12 protein-coding genes are annotated in these 15,090 nt (G+C 73.3%); 6 read left to right on the plus strand and 6 right to left on the minus strand.

What is annotated here, in order from left to right:
- Positions 1-21: 21 nt before the first annotated feature.
- From ACIRRU_RS17885 to rsmH, 3 genes are read right to left on the minus strand one after another with little or no spacing between them, the layout of a single operon-like run.
- Positions 22-2,019, minus strand: a complete 1,998-nt coding sequence (locus tag ACIRRU_RS17885) for a peptidoglycan D,D-transpeptidase FtsI family protein (protein WP_403681362.1) — start codon at positions 2,017-2,019, stop codon at positions 22-24.
- 4 nt (positions 2,020-2,023) lie between these two features.
- Positions 2,024-2,644: a septum formation initiator gene (locus ACIRRU_RS17890; RefSeq protein ID WP_403681365.1), complete on the minus strand. Its 621-nt coding sequence runs from the start codon at positions 2,642-2,644 to the stop codon at positions 2,024-2,026.
- Between the two features lie 58 nt (positions 2,645-2,702).
- Positions 2,703-3,668: a 16S rRNA (cytosine(1402)-N(4))-methyltransferase RsmH gene (gene rsmH / locus ACIRRU_RS17895; protein ID WP_363204443.1), complete on the minus strand. Its 966-nt coding sequence runs from the start codon at positions 3,666-3,668 to the stop codon at positions 2,703-2,705.
- Positions 3,669-4,097: 429 nt separating this feature from the next.
- Between rsmH and ACIRRU_RS17900 the strand changes: the two genes are divergently transcribed.
- From ACIRRU_RS17900 to ACIRRU_RS17915, 4 genes are all read left to right on the plus strand, one after another.
- Positions 4,098-4,661 (plus strand): beta-class carbonic anhydrase, encoded by a 564-nt coding sequence (locus ACIRRU_RS17900; protein WP_403681368.1) that lies wholly within the window; start codon positions 4,098-4,100, stop codon positions 4,659-4,661.
- Positions 4,662-4,896: 235 nt separating this feature from the next.
- A complete protein-coding gene (locus ACIRRU_RS17905; protein ID WP_403681369.1) occupies positions 4,897-5,949 on the plus strand; it encodes an AAA family ATPase in 1,053 nt (350 codons plus the stop codon).
- The gene (locus ACIRRU_RS17910) at positions 5,949-7,316 is read left to right on the plus strand and encodes a DUF58 domain-containing protein (protein WP_403681372.1); all 1,368 of its coding nucleotides are present in this window, start codon (positions 5,949-5,951) and stop codon (positions 7,314-7,316) included. Before ACIRRU_RS17905 ends, ACIRRU_RS17910 begins: the two co-directional genes overlap by 1 nt.
- Positions 7,313-9,730, plus strand: coding sequence for a DUF3488 and DUF4129 domain-containing transglutaminase family protein (locus ACIRRU_RS17915; RefSeq protein ID WP_403681374.1), 2,418 nt, complete (start codon positions 7,313-7,315; stop codon positions 9,728-9,730). The genes ACIRRU_RS17910 and ACIRRU_RS17915 overlap by 4 nt, the downstream gene beginning before the upstream one ends.
- 294 nt (positions 9,731-10,024) lie before the next feature.
- On the opposite strand, the gene ACIRRU_RS17920 is transcribed toward ACIRRU_RS17915, so the two are convergent.
- The 3 genes from ACIRRU_RS17920 to ACIRRU_RS17930 form a co-directional block, all read right to left on the minus strand.
- Positions 10,025-10,429, minus strand: coding sequence for a DUF3040 domain-containing protein (locus ACIRRU_RS17920; RefSeq protein ID WP_363204448.1), 405 nt, complete (start codon positions 10,427-10,429; stop codon positions 10,025-10,027).
- A gap of 247 nt (positions 10,430-10,676) precedes the next feature.
- The gene (locus ACIRRU_RS17925; RefSeq protein ID WP_403681377.1) at positions 10,677-11,435 is read right to left on the minus strand and encodes a methyltransferase; all 759 of its coding nucleotides are present in this window, start codon (positions 11,433-11,435) and stop codon (positions 10,677-10,679) included.
- Positions 11,436-11,539: 104 nt separating this feature from the next.
- A complete protein-coding gene (locus ACIRRU_RS17930; RefSeq protein ID WP_403681380.1) occupies positions 11,540-12,067 on the minus strand; it encodes an SAV_6107 family HEPN domain-containing protein in 528 nt (175 codons plus the stop codon).
- Positions 12,068-12,234: 167 nt separating this feature from the next.
- Between ACIRRU_RS17930 and ACIRRU_RS17935 the strand changes: the two genes are divergently transcribed.
- Entirely contained in the window at positions 12,235-13,008 is a 774-nt protein-coding gene (locus ACIRRU_RS17935) for an ATP-binding cassette domain-containing protein (RefSeq protein WP_403681382.1), read from the plus strand.
- Positions 12,980-15,067, plus strand: a complete 2,088-nt coding sequence (locus ACIRRU_RS17940; protein ID WP_403681384.1) for a YhgE/Pip family protein — start codon at positions 12,980-12,982, stop codon at positions 15,065-15,067. The genes ACIRRU_RS17935 and ACIRRU_RS17940 overlap by 29 nt, the downstream gene beginning before the upstream one ends.
- The last annotated feature ends 23 nt before the right edge of the window (positions 15,068-15,090 follow it).

Below are 15,090 nucleotides of genomic sequence, written 5' to 3' on the forward strand. Positions count from 1 at the left end.
GATGCTCGCGCATCCCCGTGTTCACTCGCCGGGTTTGAAGGACACCGGCAGCCGGGGCGGCTTGCTGCCGGACGGTGGGGTCTGGAGCGACTTGAGCGCGAACTCCATGACCTGCTTGTAGATCGGGCCGCAGATCTGACCGCCGAAGTAGCTGCCCCTGGTGGGGTTCTGGATCGCGCAGTACACGGTGATCTGCGGGTTGTCGGCGGGGGCGAAGCCCGCGAAGGAGGCGGTGTAGCCCTGGTAGACGCCGCGGACCGGGTCGACCCGGTTGGCGGTGCCGGTCTTGCCCGCGACCCGGTAGCCGGGGATCGCGGCCTTGGTGCCGGTGCCCTCGGTGTCGTCGACGACGGACTCCAGCATCCTCGCCAGGGTCTTGGCGGTCTTCTCGCTGACCACCCGGTTCTCCTCGGGGGTCTCGACCGGGGTGAAGCGGCCGTCGGAGCCCTTGGTTCCGCGGACCAGGGTGGGGGCGACCCGTACTCCGCCGTTGGCGACGGTGGAGTAGACCGACGCGGCCTGGACGGCGTTCATGGAGAGCCCCTGGCCGAAGGGGATCGTGAACTGCTGCGAGGTCGACCAGTCCTTGGGGTGGGCCAGCAGACCCGGCGACTCCCCCGGGTAGCCGAGCCCGGTCTTCTTGCCGAGGCCGAACTTGCGGAGGTAGTCGTAGAGCACCTGGTTGGACTCGGCCTGGTTCTTGCCGAGCTGACCGGTCGCCAGGATGGTGCCGATGTTGCTGGACTTGGCGAGGACGCCGTTGAGCGTGAGGTACCAGGTGGGGTGGTCGACGTCGTCCTTGAAGAGCCGGTCGCCCCGGTGCAGCCGGTTGGGGACGGTGACATGGGTGCCGGGGGTGGCGGCCCCCTCCTCCAGCACGGCGGCGATCGACATGACCTTGCTGGTGGAGCCGGGCTCGTAGACGTCCTGGAGGGCGGCGTTGCCCAGGGACGCGGAGGTGGCCTCGGAGAGGTCGTTGGGGTCGTAGCCGGGGGCGTTCGCCATGGCCAGCAGCTCGCCGGTCCGGGTGTTCTGCACGATGACGTAACCGCGGTCCGCCTTGGACTTCTCCACCTGGTCGCTGATGGCCTTCTGCGCGGCCCACTGGATGTCGCGGTCGATGGTCAGCTCGATGTCGGAGCCGGGTACGGCCGGGATCTCGCGGGTGCCCGCGGTCGGCACGCGGCGGCCGCCCGCCTGCGCGTAGCGGATCTTGCCGTCCTCGCCCGCGAGTTCCTTGTCGAGCTGCGACTCCAGACCTCCGCCGCCCTTGCCGTCGGCGCTGACGAATCCCAGTATCCCGGCGGCGAGGTCCCCGTTGGGGTAGACCCGCCTGGTGGTCGGCTCCTGGAGGACCCCGGCCAGGACGTTGGCTCCCGGTCCGCCCTTCGCCCGGTCCTCGTCGGCCTTCTCGGCGAACGCGGCCTTGAGGTCCTTGATCTGCTTCCAGACCTGGGGGGTCTGCCGGTAGGCCAGCACGGTGTAGCGGCTCTTGGGGGTGGAGAGCTTCTTGGCCAGCTCGTCCGCGTCCTTGTCCAGGATCGGGGCGAGCAGGGCGGCCGCCTGCTGGGGGGCGTCGGGGGCCTTGCTGTCCTCGGGCGTGAACAGCTTGGGGTCGGCGGTGATGTTGTGCGCGTCGACGCTGGTGGCGAGCGCGATGCCCCTGCGGTCGGTGATCTCGCCGCGCTCGGCGGCGACCGTGTACTCCAGGTAGCGGTTCTTCTCGGCCTTGGCCGCGTACGCGCTGGCGTCGACGGCCTGGACCTGGAGCAGCCGGGCCACGAAGGCCAGCATCACCAGCGTCAGCCCGAGGCTGACCAGCCGGAGCCGGGGGCGCGGGCTGCCCAGCCGCAGGGTCCGGGGCGCGCGGCCGCGTGCGGCGGGGCGCCGTTGGGTGGGCCGGGGGCGGCGGGCCGGGGGGCGTGCGCCGGAGCGGGGGGACCGGCCGGAGCCGTTCGCTCCGTTACGGGGGCGGGCCGGGCCGGGTACACGGCGGCGCGGCGGTTCCTTGGGCGGCACTGCGTCACCTGCCGGGGCTGGTCGGGGGCGGGCCGCTCTCGGCCCGGGGGGCGGTCGCGGAGTCCGGCGCGGTCGCGGGCGCGGACGTTGTGGGCGGGGGCTCGGAGGCCGACGCGGAGCCGGAGGGTCCGGCCACCGCTCCGGAGGCGGCGTCGGCGGACGGGGCGTCGGACCCGGAGGCGTCCGGGGCCGGAGTCTCGTCGGCCGACGCGCTGGGGCTCGGCGTGGGGGTGGGGCTCGGGCTGGGCGGCGGGGCGGTGGCCTCGGTGGGAACACCGCGGACCGTGCCGTCCGGGTTGAGGAAGGCGGGGTTGCCGCCGGGGACCATGCCCAGCTGCCGGGCGCGGCGCTCCAGGGCGTCGGGCTGGGAGCGGCCGTCGACGTCGCGCTGGAGGGCCTGCTGCTCGTCGGTGAGTTCGGTGGTCTCCCGCTTCAGCTCGCTGAGCCGGAACGATCCTTCGTTGAGCGCGGAGTTCAGCAGGAGCAGGGCGATGAGCCCGCCGCCCAGCAGCAGGACGACCAGCAGGACGAAGGGCGTGCGGGCCGCGGTGCTGGGCCCGGTGGACGGCATCAGCCGGGCGAGCCGCCCGAGCCGCCCTTTCAGCGGTGCGGCCGGTTCGCTCACCGCGCCGCTCCCCTGGGACCGGCCACCGGGCCGCTATCCGTCGCGCGGCGGGCGGCGCTCACCGCTCCTCCTCGCGGATGCGCTGGGCGCCCCGCAGCCGGGCGGGGGCGGCGCGCCGGTTCTCGGCGACCTCCTCCTCGGTGGGCAGCTCCGCGCCCCGGGTGAGCAGCTTCAGCCGGGGCTGGTAGCGCTCGGGGACGACGGGGAGTCCGGGCGGGGCGGTGTTGGCGGCGCCCGCCGCGAAGACCTGCTTGACCAGCCGGTCCTCCAGCGAGTGGTAGGACAGCACGGCGATGCGGCCGCCGACGGCGAGGCTGTCCACGGCCGCCGGGACGGCCCGTTCCAGGACGCCCAGTTCGCCGTTGACCTCGATGCGCAGGGCCTGGAAGGTCCGCTTGGCGGGGTTGCCCCCGGTGCGCTTGGCGGCCTGCGGCAGCGCGTCGCGGATCAGCTCGACGAGCCGGGCGCTGTTGCTGAAGGGCTCCTTGTCGCGCTCGCGCACGACGGCTGAGACGATCCGCTTGGCCTGCTTCTCCTCGCCGTACGCCCGGAGGATGCGGACCAGTTCGCCCGCCGGGTAGGTGTTGAGCACCTCGGCGGCGCCGATGCCGGTGGACTGGTCCATGCGCATGTCGAGCGGGGCGTCCTGGGCGTACGCGAATCCGCGGTCGGCCTCGTCGAGTTGCATGGAGGAGACGCCGAGGTCGAACAGCACGCCCTGGACCCGGGGGGTGCCGAGGCGTGCGAGGACGTCGGGCAGTTCGTCGTAGACCGCGTGGACGAGGGTGGCCCGCTCTCCGTACGGGGCGAGCCGTTCGCCGGAGAGGCGCAGCGCTTCCTTGTCGCGGTCCAGGGCGACCAGCCGGGCGGTGGGGAAGGCCTCCAGCAGTGCTTCGCTGTGTCCGCCGAGTCCGAGGGTGCAGTCGACGACCACGGGCTCCGGGTGGGCCGGGTCCTGGAGAGCCGGGGCCAACAGGTCCAGACACCTCTGGAGCATCACCGGGACGTGTCGGGTCTGGCTCAATGCGCCCTCTCAGGCTCTGTCCCGCGCGGCCGGCACGTACGTCCTGGTCCCCGCCCGCTCCGAAGGGGAGGTCCGCCGGCGCCGGGGAAGGGGCGCCGGCCGGCCGGGAGCGGGAGAGGGCCGGGCCGTACGTACGCCGCACCTCTGGGGGGAAAACGGACTGCGCGGGAGGTGCGGTGGGGTGCGACGGGGCGGGTGGGTACGGAAGGGGGATGGTGACTTCGCGTTACTTTAGTCCACCCTGCCACTCGATCGATTCGCGATCAACGAACCAGGCAGCGCGTCGTCCCACCCGTCCGGATGCGGCGATCTCACCCGAACGGGCGCGCCCCGTGGGGCTTGTGGGTTAGCTCACAACAATCCTCGTTGTCGTTCTTTGTCCGCTCTCACAGCCCGTTCGCACCAGGGCGGAAGGCTAACGTCATAGCCATGTCGACTCCCGCTCACTCCCCCGCCCCGTCCGTGCCGCCGACCACCGCGGCGGTCAACGAGGGGGGTCAGGTCACCGACCGGCTCGTCTCGCTGAACGCCGAGTACGCGAAGGACTTCCGCGACCCGGGCATGGACGCGCGCCCCGTGCTCCAGGTCGCCGTGGTCGCCTGCATGGACGCCCGTCTGGACCTGCACGCCGCGCTCGGCCTCGAACTCGGCGACTGCCACACCATCCGCAACGCGGGCGGCGTGGTGACGGAGGACGTCATCCGCTCGCTGACCATCAGCCAGCGGGCGCTCGGCACCCGCAGCGTGGTGCTCATCCACCACACCAACTGCGGCCTGGAGTCCCTCACCGAGGACTTCCGCCAGGACCTGGAGCGCGAGGTGGGCCAGCGGCCGGCCTGGGCCGTGGAGGCCTACACGGACGCCGACCAGGACGTACGCCAGTCCATGCAGCGGGTCCGCACCTCGCCGTTCCTGCTGCACAACGACGACGTGCGCGGGTTCGTCTTCGACGTGACCACCGGCCTGCTGCGCGAGATCCGCTCCGAGTCCTGAACGATTCCGCCGCGTCTGCCCGGCCCTCCGCTCCACCTCACGCACGCGGCGCGGCGCCGGAATCGTGACAGACACTGACTTTTCACACCCAGTTATCCACAGGCGAGTGACACGAAGCGGTAACGGCAACAAGAATGCGGGTGTGACCTCCTCCGGGCCTTCCGGAGGGTGTCCGGATTTCACGGTGGCCGGGCGGGAAGCGCCGGTCCCTGCGCAAAGGGCCGAGGAGGGCCGGGTGACGACCTATGACGACCGAGCGAGCCTCACAGATCTGACCACCACAGCGGAGCGGGTGCGCAGGTCGGTGGAGGGTGTGATCGAGGGCAAGCCCGAGGTCGTACGGCTTTCGCTGACCGTGCTGCTCGCCGAGGGACATCTCCTCATCGAGGATGTCCCCGGCGTCGGCAAGACCATGCTGGCCAAGGCGCTGGCCCGGTCCATCGACTGTTCGGTGCGACGGATCCAGTTCACCCCCGACCTGCTGCCCTCGGACATCACCGGCGTCTCGATCTTCGATCAGCAGCGGCGGGACTTCGAGTTCAAGCCGGGCGCGATCTTCGCCCAGATCGTGATCGGCGACGAGATCAACCGCGCCTCGCCGAAGACGCAGTCGGCGCTGCTGGAGTCGATGGAGGAGCGCCAGGTCACCATCGACGGCCACACCTACGAGCTGCCGGACCCGTTCATGGTGGTGGCCACCCAGAACCCGGTCGAGATGGAGGGCACCTACCCGCTGCCCGAGGCCCAGCGCGACCGCTTCATGGCCCGGGTGTCCATCGGCTACCCCAGCCCGGACGCCGAGCTCCAGATGCTGGACGTGCACGGCGGGCCCTCGCCGCTGGACGACCTCCAGCCGGTGGCCCACGCCCACGACATCGTGAAGCTCATCGACGCCGTCCGGACGGTGCACGTGGCCGACACGGTCAGGCGGTACGCGGTGGAGCTGGTCGGAGCCACCCGCAGCCACCCCGACCTCAGGCTCGGGGCCTCCCCGCGGGCCACCCTGCACCTGCTGCGCGCCGCCAAGGCGTCCGCCGCGCTCAGCGGACGCGACTACGCCCTGCCGGACGACGTCCAGGCCCTGGCCGCCCCGGTGCTCGCGCACCGGCTGCTGCCCACCGCCCAGGCCCAGCTGAACCGCCGCACGGCGGAGCAGGTGGTCCTGGACATCATCCAGCGCACTCCGGTCCCGGCCACGGCGGGCGGCGCCCCGCCGCAGACGCCGGGTCCGCACGAGCCGGGCCGCCCGCTGTACAACCAGCAGCAGCCCGGGGCACGGCGGCTGTGATGGCGGCCGGGGAGCCCGGCGCCGTGGAGGACGGCGACAGGAAGGGCGGCCTGCGGGCCGCTCTGGGCGGGCTGACCACCCGGGGGCGGGCGTTCCTGGCCGCCGGGGTGGCCGCCGCCGTCTGCGCGTACGTCCTGGGCCAGAGCGACCTGCTGCGCGTCGGGCTGCTGCTGGCCGTGCTCCCCCTGGTCTGTGTGACGGTGCTCTACCGCACCCGCTACCGCGTCACGGCCACCCGGCGGCTCTCGCCGTCCCGGGTGCCCGCCGGGTCGGAGGCGCGGGTGCACCTGCGGATGGACAACGTGTCCCGGCTGCCCACCGGCCTGCTGATGCTCCAGGACCGCGTGCCGTACGTGCTGGGGCCGCGCCCCCGCTTCGTGCTGGACCGGGTGGAGGCGGGCGGGCGGCGCGAGGTGTCCTACCGGGTCCGCTCCGACCTGCGCGGCCGCTATCCGCTCGGCCCGTTGCAGCTTCGGCTCAGCGACCCGTTCGGGATGTGCGAGCTGACCCGCTCCTTCAGCGCGTACGACACCCTCGTCGTCATCCCGCGTACGGTGCCGCTGCCCGCCCTGCGACTCGCGGGCGAGGCCTCCGGGTACGGAGACGGACGGCAGCGCTCGCTGGCGCTGGCCGGTGAGGACGACATCATTCCGCGCGGTTACCGCCACGGTGACGACCTGCGCCGGGTCCACTGGCGCTCCACCGCGCGCCACGGCGAGCTGATGGTGCGCCGCGAGGAGCAGCCGCAGCGGGCCAGGTGCACGGTCCTGCTGGACACCCGGCAGGTCGCCTATCAGGGGGCCGGGCCGGACTCGGCGTTCGAGTGGGCGGTCTCCGGGGCGGCGTCCGCCTTGGTGCACATGCTGGAGCGCGGCTTCGCCGTACGGCTGCTCACCGACGACGGGAACGTGGTGCCCGGCGAAGGAGCGGGCGGCTTCGCGGGCTCGACCCAGGAGTCCGCGGACTCGGCGGGCCTGATGCTCGACACCCTCGCGGTCGTCGGCCACTCCGGGGGCGGGGGCTTGGCGCGCGCCCATGACGTGCTGCGCGGGGGCAACGAGGGGCTGCTCATCGCCTTCTTCGGCGATCTCGACGAGGAACAGGCCGCGGTCGCGGCCCGGATGCGGCAGCGGGCCGGGGCGGCGGTCGCCTTCGTCCTGGACAGTTCCGCCTGGGCGGGCGACGAACCAGGGGCGGCCGGGGCCGGGAAGCGGCTGCGGCAGCTGCGCGAGGCGGGCTGGCTCGCGGTGGCGGTGGAGCCGGGTGCCGAGCTGACGGCGCTGTGGCAGCTGGTGGGACGGATGCGCACGGATACGCAGTCCGCCGGGAGCGGCGGTCCGACAGGTTTCGCGGGGGGATGGTCATGAGCGGGCGGACCCGGCTGACGCTGTGCGCCTGGGCGGCGACGCTGCTGGCGGCGGGGGCCCTGGTCCCGCTGGTGGAGGGCGTGGGCTGGCTGGTGCAGGCGGCGCTGCTCCTCGGGGCGCAGAGCGGGGTGGGCGCCCTCGCGCGCCGGGTTCCGCTGGCGCGGTCGCTGACCCTCGCCTGCCAGGTCCTGGTCACCCTGGTGCTGCTGACCCTGGTGTTCGCCCGGGACCACGCCCTGGCCGGGGTGGTGCCGGGGCCGGGGGCCGTGATGCGGCTCGGCGAGCTGCTGGTGGCGGGCGGTGAGGACATCGGCACGTACGCCATCCCGGCCCCGCTGACGGACGGCATCCGGCTGATGATGCTCGGCGGAGTGGTGCTCATCGGGCTTCTGGTGGACGCCCTGGCGGTCACCTTCCGCAGCGCCGCGCCGGCCGGACTGCCGCTGCTCGCCCTCTACTCGGTCGCGGCCGGGCTCTCCGACGGCGGGGCGAGCTGGCCGTGGTTCCTCCTCGCCGCCTCCGGCTATCTGCTGCTCCTGCTCGCGGAGGGGAAGGACCGGCTCTCCCAGTGGGGGCGGGTCTTCGGCGGCGCCTCACGCTCCTCGGGCGGCCTGGCGGACGGACTGACCGGGGCGGGCGGCGGGACCTCACCGGTCCGCACCGGACGGCGGATCGGCGTGCTGACGCTCGGTATCGCCTTGGCCGTCCCGCTGGCCCTGCCCACCCTGGACAGCGGGCTGCTGAGCGGCGACGGCCCCGTGCGCGGCAAAGGCAGCGGGGGCGGCACGATCTCCGCGGTGAACCCCCTGGTGTCGTTGCAGAACAACCTCAACCAGCCGGAGAACCGGGAGGTGATGACCTACCGCAGCAACATCCAGGACCCGCAGAGCATGTATCTGCGGATCCTGTCCCTGGACGAGTTCAACGGCAGTGAGTGGCGCTCCTCCACGCGTCGGTTGACGGACGTTCCCGACCGCCTCCCGCAGCCGAACGGGCTCAGCGGGGATGTCGCCGTCAGCGAGATCCGGACGAACATCTCCGCCTCGCGTTCGTACCAGCAGACCTATCTGCCGCTCCCCTACCCGGCGAGCGAGGTCCGCGTCGGGGGCCGCTGGCGGTACGAACCGGAGGGCCGCACCCTCGTCGGCGACGACGGGCAGACCACCCGCGGTGCGCGCTACGAGGTCGGCAGCCTGGTCGTCGAGCCGACGGCGGAGCAGCTGGCCGCCGCCGGGCCGCCGTCGGAGCAGCTGGCCGCGGAGTACACCAAGGTGCCCGACTCGCTGCCGAGTGTGGTGGCCGAGACAGCGAAGAAGATCACCGAGGGCTCGGGCAACGCCTACGAGCAGGCCGTGAAGCTCCAGGACTGGTTCACCTCGGACGGCGGCTTCACCTACGACACGACCGTCACCTCGGGCACGGGCTCCCAGGCCATCGCCCGGTTCCTCCGCGACAAGGAGGGCTTCTGCGTCCACTTCTCGTTCTCGATGGCCGCGATGGCCCGGACGCTGGGCATTCCGGCCCGGGTCGCGGTGGGCTTCACCCCGGGCACGGTCAAGGCGGACGGGGCGACCTCGGTGGGGCTGCGCGACGCGCACGCCTGGCCCGAGCTGTATTTCGAGGGGGTGGGGTGGACCCGGTTCGAGCCCACCCCGAGCCGGGGCACCGCTCCGGAGTACACCCAGCCGCAGGTCCCCACGGACGACACGAGCGACCCGGCCCAGCCCTCGGCCGACACCTCCGAGGCGCCGACCGAGGCCCCGACCACCGACAGCAGCTGCCCGCCGCAGCTGCGCCAGGAAGGCGGGTGCGGCCCCTCGGAGTCGGCGGGCGCGGCACCGCCGACCGACCGGGGCACCCCGGCGGGCACGGTGCTGCTGGTGGTCCTCGGCGTGGCCCTGGCGCTGTCGTTGCCCCTGGCGCCGTTGCTCTGGCGTACGCGGACGAGGAACCGCCGGCTGGGCTCCGCGGGCCGGACGCCCGCGGACGCCGCCGACCGGACGCTGGCGGCCTGGCGGGAGGTCACCGACACGGCCTGGGATCACGGCATCGCGCCCGACGAGTCGCTGACGCCCCGCAAGGCAGCGGCGCGGATCGTGCGGCTGGGCCGCCTCGACACCTCCGCCGCCGAAGCGGTGCACCGGCTCGCGGGCGCGGTGGAGCAGGTGCTGTACGCCCCGCAGCCGCGTCCCGCGTCCGGCCTGACCGAGGACGCCCTGGCGGTACGGGCGGGCCTGGGCGCGTCGGCGGGCCGCGGGGCCCGGCTGCGCGCGATGTTCCTGCCCCGCTCCTCCGTCCGGGTGGTGTGGGCGGTCGCGGACCGTCGCACGGCGCTCGTGGAGCGCTGGGTGAACCGTCCGGGGCACGGCCGCTGGACGGCCCGGCTGCGCCGCCTCTCGCGCCAGCACGGCTGATTGCGAGGGCTGACAGCGAGGCGCGCCCGCCGTCGGCCACGGCGGGCGCGGAAGGCCGCCGCAGCGCGGACGTGCCCAAGCTCCGCGTCCGAGGCCGGGTCCGGGACCGGTGCCGGACCGGGGCCGGGGCCGCGTCCGCCGACGGCCGGGCGGGACCGGCCCGGCCTACCGGGCGGGCCCCAGGGCGCACACGGCTGAGGGGCGCCCGCAGAAACGCGGGCGCCCCTCAGCCATCAGTGTCGTGCGGCGGGCCGTCAGCTCGGCCCCGCCCGGAGAGCGGGGCCCGAGGCCGTACTACTGGCCCTGTTCGTCGCGGCGGCGCTGCCACCGCTGCTCGATGCGGTTCATCACGGACCGGTGTTGTCTAGGTCGGCGGCGCGCGCCGCTCTCCCCGCCACCCGCGGCGGCCTGCTGCTGTTCACCGGGTTTGGGCGCCTTACGCCATCCGGTGACCGCGAGCACGGCACAGCCGAGCATGACGAGGAACCCCACCACGCTGATCCAGATCTGCTGGGCGACCATTCCGGCCATGAGGAGCGCGATACCCACCAGGAAGCCAGCGACCGCCTGGTAGACCCTTTTACGGGTGTACGTACGCAGCCCGCTTCCCTCAAGCGCTGTCGCGAACTTGGGATCTTCGGCGTACAGCGCTCGCTCCATCTGCTCGAGCATGCGCTGCTCGTGCTCCGAGAGCGGCACGGGATCCTCCTCGTCGTCGGCCGCGGGGGCGACCGGTATGCGGCCCTTCCAGGATAGGCAGGGATTCGCCCCCGTGAAACCCGCCCTCTAGCCTTCAGCCAGTCCGGACCGCCACGTCGGCTCGGCTGCTGAGGCGTAGATTCCCCTACAGCCGATCCGTCATGCCGGATGGTGTCCCCCGATCATACGGGGCGTACGACCCTTACGGGGGCCCTGAGCCGGACTCCGTCCCGGCTTGCGTTGCTGATCAGCGCCGCTTCTCGCCCAGAACGTGCAGCTGGGTGGCGACGGAGTGGAACGCGGGCTGCTCGGCGACGGCCGCTTCGAGCTTCAGAAGGGCCTCGACAGCACCGGGCTCGGTGTCCACCAGGACGCCGGGCACCAGGTCGGCGAAGACCCGCACGCCGTGCACCGCGCCGATCTCGAGACCGGCGCCGGAGACCAGGCCGGAGAGCTGTTCGGCGGTGAACCGGCGGGGCACCGGGTCACCCTCGCCCCAGCGTCCCGCCGGGTCGGTGAGCGCGTGGCGGGCCTCGGTGAAGTGACCGGCGAGCGCGCGGGCGAGGACGGCTCCGCCCACCCCTGCGGCGAGCAGGCTGAGCGCGCCGGAGGCCCGCAGCGCGTCGACCGCGTTGCGTACGCCCTCGGCGGGGTCGTCGGCGTACTCCAGGACGCCGTGGCAGAGCACCGCGTCGAAGCCGTCGCGGTCCACGACGTCGAACAGGCCGAGGATGTCGCCCTGGACCCCGTGGACCCGGTCGGCGACCCCGGCCTCCGCCGCGCGCCGCTCCAGGGCGAAGAGCGCGTTGGGGCTGGGGTCGACGACGGTCACCCGGTGGCCGAGCCGGGCGACGGGCACCGCGAAGTTGCCGGTGCCGCCGCCGGTGTCCAGGACGTCCAGGGCATCCCTGCCGACCGCCTCGGCCTGTCGGTCCAGAGCGTCCTTGAGGACCTCCCAGACCACGGCGGTACGCAGGGAGGCGCGGGGGCGCGGCTGTTCCGACACGGCAGATGACTCCTCGGCACGGTGCCGCCGGGGACGGCGGGGCGTGAACAGTGCGGGTGGTGGGGCGGGCGTCACCACCCTATTGCCTCGCGCCGACGGACAGCTCACCCGCCGCCGGGGGACTCCTGCCGGGGTTGCGGGAGGACCGGCTGGAGCATCAGCAGCCGCTCCACCAGGCGCAGGAACAGGGCTGCGTCGCGCAGCAGTTCGTCGGCGTCCTGGTCGCTGGCCGCCCCGGGCATGCCCGCCTCCGCGCGGGCCCGGCGCTCGGCGCCCGCGGCGAACAGAGCGCTCCACTCGGTCAGCTCGGGGGCTGTCTCCGGCAGGACTTCCCAGGCGCTGCGGATGGGCTCGCGGCGGCGCTTGGGGGGCTCGGGGCGGCCACGGGCGGCCAGCACGGCCGCAGCGGTGCGCAGGGCGGCGAGGTGGGCGGTGGCGTAGCGCTCGTTGGGCTCGGGGAGCGCGGCGGCCTCGTCCAGGCCGGAGCGGGCCTTGGCGAGCAGATCGAGGGCGGCGGGCGGCGCGGAGGCGCGGCGCAGCACGGGGTGGACATCACTGGAGGCGCCGGTCAGTGAGGGGGCAGGGCTGACTGCGCGGCGCCGCGGGGCGGCTGCTGCGGACGAGCTGGCCATGACGAACCTCCTGTCGTCGTGTGACGGCTCCATGGCCGTCTGTGTCCATGGTGGCGGCCACCACTGACAATCGGCCGTGTACCCACTTTGAGCTGCCACTTTGCTTTCGAGTGCGCGTTCGGGCTACCTTTTTGAACTGACCGGTCAGTTCAACTAGGGGAGGGTCTGTGGAGAGCCCGCACGGCGCGGCGGTACGCGCCGAGGACTTCGGACTCAAGGGGCCGCGCGGCTGGGCCTTCCGGCACGTGGGGTTCAGCGCCGAGCCAGGGGCGCTGGTGGCGATCGAAGGGCCCTCGGGGACGGGCCGCACCTGTCTCCTCCTCGCCCTGACCGGCCGGATGCGCACCACCGAGGGACACGCGGAGACCGGCGGGCTCCGGCTGCCGCGGCAGGCCGCCGCGGTCCGGAGGATCGCCGCCCTGGGCCCGGTCCCGATGGTCAGCGAACTCGACCCCGCCTTCACCGTCGCCGAGCACCTGGGCGAACGCGCCCTCCTCCAGGGCCGCTACGGCACCTCACCGCGCGCCCTGCTGCGCCCGCGCGCCGAGCGCCGGGCCACCGCCGAGGCCCGGGTCGAGGCGGCCCTCGAAGCCGCGGGGCTCGACCCCGCCACCCTGCCGAAGGCGGGGCGGACCTCCGTCAGGGACCTCGAACGCCTGGAGGCGCTGCGGCTGTCCGTGGCTCTGGCGCTCATCGGCAGGCCCCGCCTGCTGGCCGTCGACGACACCGACCTCAAGCTCTCGGACGCCGAACGCGCCCAGGCCTGGGGGCTGCTGCGCTCCGTGGCCGAGGCCGGGACGACCGTGCTCGCCGTGTGCAGCGAGGCTCCGCAGAACACCCAGGTCGTGCGCACCGCGCCCGCCACCGGGGACACCGCCGCCCAGGAACCCACCACCGAAGAGGAGACGGCCGATGCGTTCGCCGAAGCTGGCCGCGCTTGAGCTGAAGCGGTTCGGCCGGGGCAGGCTGCCCGCCGCCGCGCTCGTCGCCCTGCTGCTCCTGCCGCTGCTCTACGGCGCCCTGTACCTGTGCTCCTTCTGGGACCCCTACGGGAGGCTCGACAAGCTGCCCGTCGCCTTGGTCAACAACGACAAGGGCGCCACCGACGACGGCGAGCGGGTCGCCGCCGGCGACGAGATCAGCGAGAAGCTGCTCGACTCCAAGGTCTTCGCCTGGCACGAGGTCGGCTCCGCCGAGGCCCGCGAGGGCGTGGAGGAGGGCAGGTACTACCTGTCTCTGACGATGCCGTCCGACTTCAGCGAGAAGATCGCCTCCAGCGGCGGGGACTCCCCCGAGACCGGCGCGCTCCAGGTCCGTACGAACGACGCCAACAACTACATCGTCGGGCAGATCTCCAAAACGGTCTTCGGGGAGGTGCGCAAAGCCGCCTCCACGAACGCCTCCCGGTCCTTCCTGGACCGCATCTTCATCAACTTCTCCGGTCTGCACGACAAGACCGCCGAGGCGGCGCGGGGCGCCGACGACCTCAAGGGCGGCATATCGAAGGCCAAGAAGGGGTCCGAGGACCTCGCGAACGGCCTCAAGGACTCCAAGGCGGGCAGCAAGAAGCTGTCCGACGGGATCGTCAAGCTGAACCAGGGCTCCCGCGACCTCGCCACGGGCTCCCGGCAGGTCGCCGGAGGGACCCAGGTCCTGGCCGACAAGGTGAACGGGATCGCCGGGGACCTGCGGCCGTTCCTCAAGGACAACGGGAAGTCCCTCCAGGACACCGCCCGGCTGGTCGCCGACACCTCGGCGGCCGTACGGCACAACCTGGACGCCCTGGTGAGGACCGCGCCCACCGCGGCCACCGGCGCCCGGAAGGCCGCCGACGAGCTGGCGGAGATCCACCGGACGCGGTGCGAGGAGGCCGCGGAGCCCGACGCCACGGCCTGCCCGCCGCTGGAGCGCGCCAAGGTCACCTCCGAGGACGTCGCGAAGATCGCCGCCGATGTGAACACCCTGGTCGCCGACCAGAACGGCGACCTGAAAAAGCTGAGCGGCCAGCTGGTCACCTTCCAGAAGCAGGCCGAGGCGCTCGCCCAGCGCGCCCCGACGCTGGACGACGACCTGGCGGCGGCCGTGGCCAAGGTCAACGAGCTCAACACCGGTGCCCAGAAGGTCGCCAAGGGCGCCCAGGCGCTGCACACCGGCCTCGGCACCGCGCAGACCGGCTCCAGCGACCTGGACACCGGCGTCGGCAAGCTGAAGACCGGCGCGGAGAGCCTGGACGGCGGGCTGTTCCGGCTCGGCGACGGTTCCTCGGAGCTGGCCCAGGGCCTCAACGACGGCGTGGCGAAGATCCCGGACTACGACAAGAAGGACCGCGACGCGCGGACCGGCGTCATGGCCGACCCGGTGCAGCTGGCCTCCAAGTCCCTGCACGCGGCCCCCAATTACGGCACCGGCTTCGCCCCCTACTTCATCCCGCTGTCCCTGTGGGTCGGCGCGATGGTGGCGTACATGCTGATCCAGCCGCTCAACCGGCGCGCGCTCGCCGCCGGGGCCTCCTCGTGGCGGATCGCCCTGTCCGGCTGGCTGCCGGTGGCCGCCCTCGGCACCCTCCAGGTGGGCGCCCTGATGGCCGTCCTGCACTGGGGCCTCGGCCTCCAGATGGCGCACGCAGCCGGAACCATCGGCTTCCTGGCCCTGGTGACGTGCTGCTTCGCCGCGATCGTGCAGTGGCTCAACGCCTGCTTCGGGGCGGCCGGGCGGATCCTGGTACTGGTGGTGCTGATGCTCCAGCTGACCTCGGCCGGAGGCACCTACCCCGTCCAGACCAGTCCCGGCTTCTTCGGCGCGGTCCACCCGTACCTCCCGATGACATACGTCGTCGAGGGGCTGCGCAGGCTGATCACCGGCGGTCCGCTCACCCCGGTGTGGCTGGGCTGCGCGGTGCTGGCGGCCTTCACGGTCGGCGCGCTCGCCCTGACCGCGTTCACCGCGCGCCGCAAGCAGGTGTGGAGTCTGAGCCGGCTGCACCCGGAGCTGAGCCTGTGAGCGCGCCGGCACCTGGGAGAATC

Source organism: Streptomyces sp. NPDC101181 (assembly GCF_044767975.1).
Taxonomy (GTDB): Bacteria; Actinomycetota; Actinomycetes; order Streptomycetales; family Streptomycetaceae; genus Streptomyces.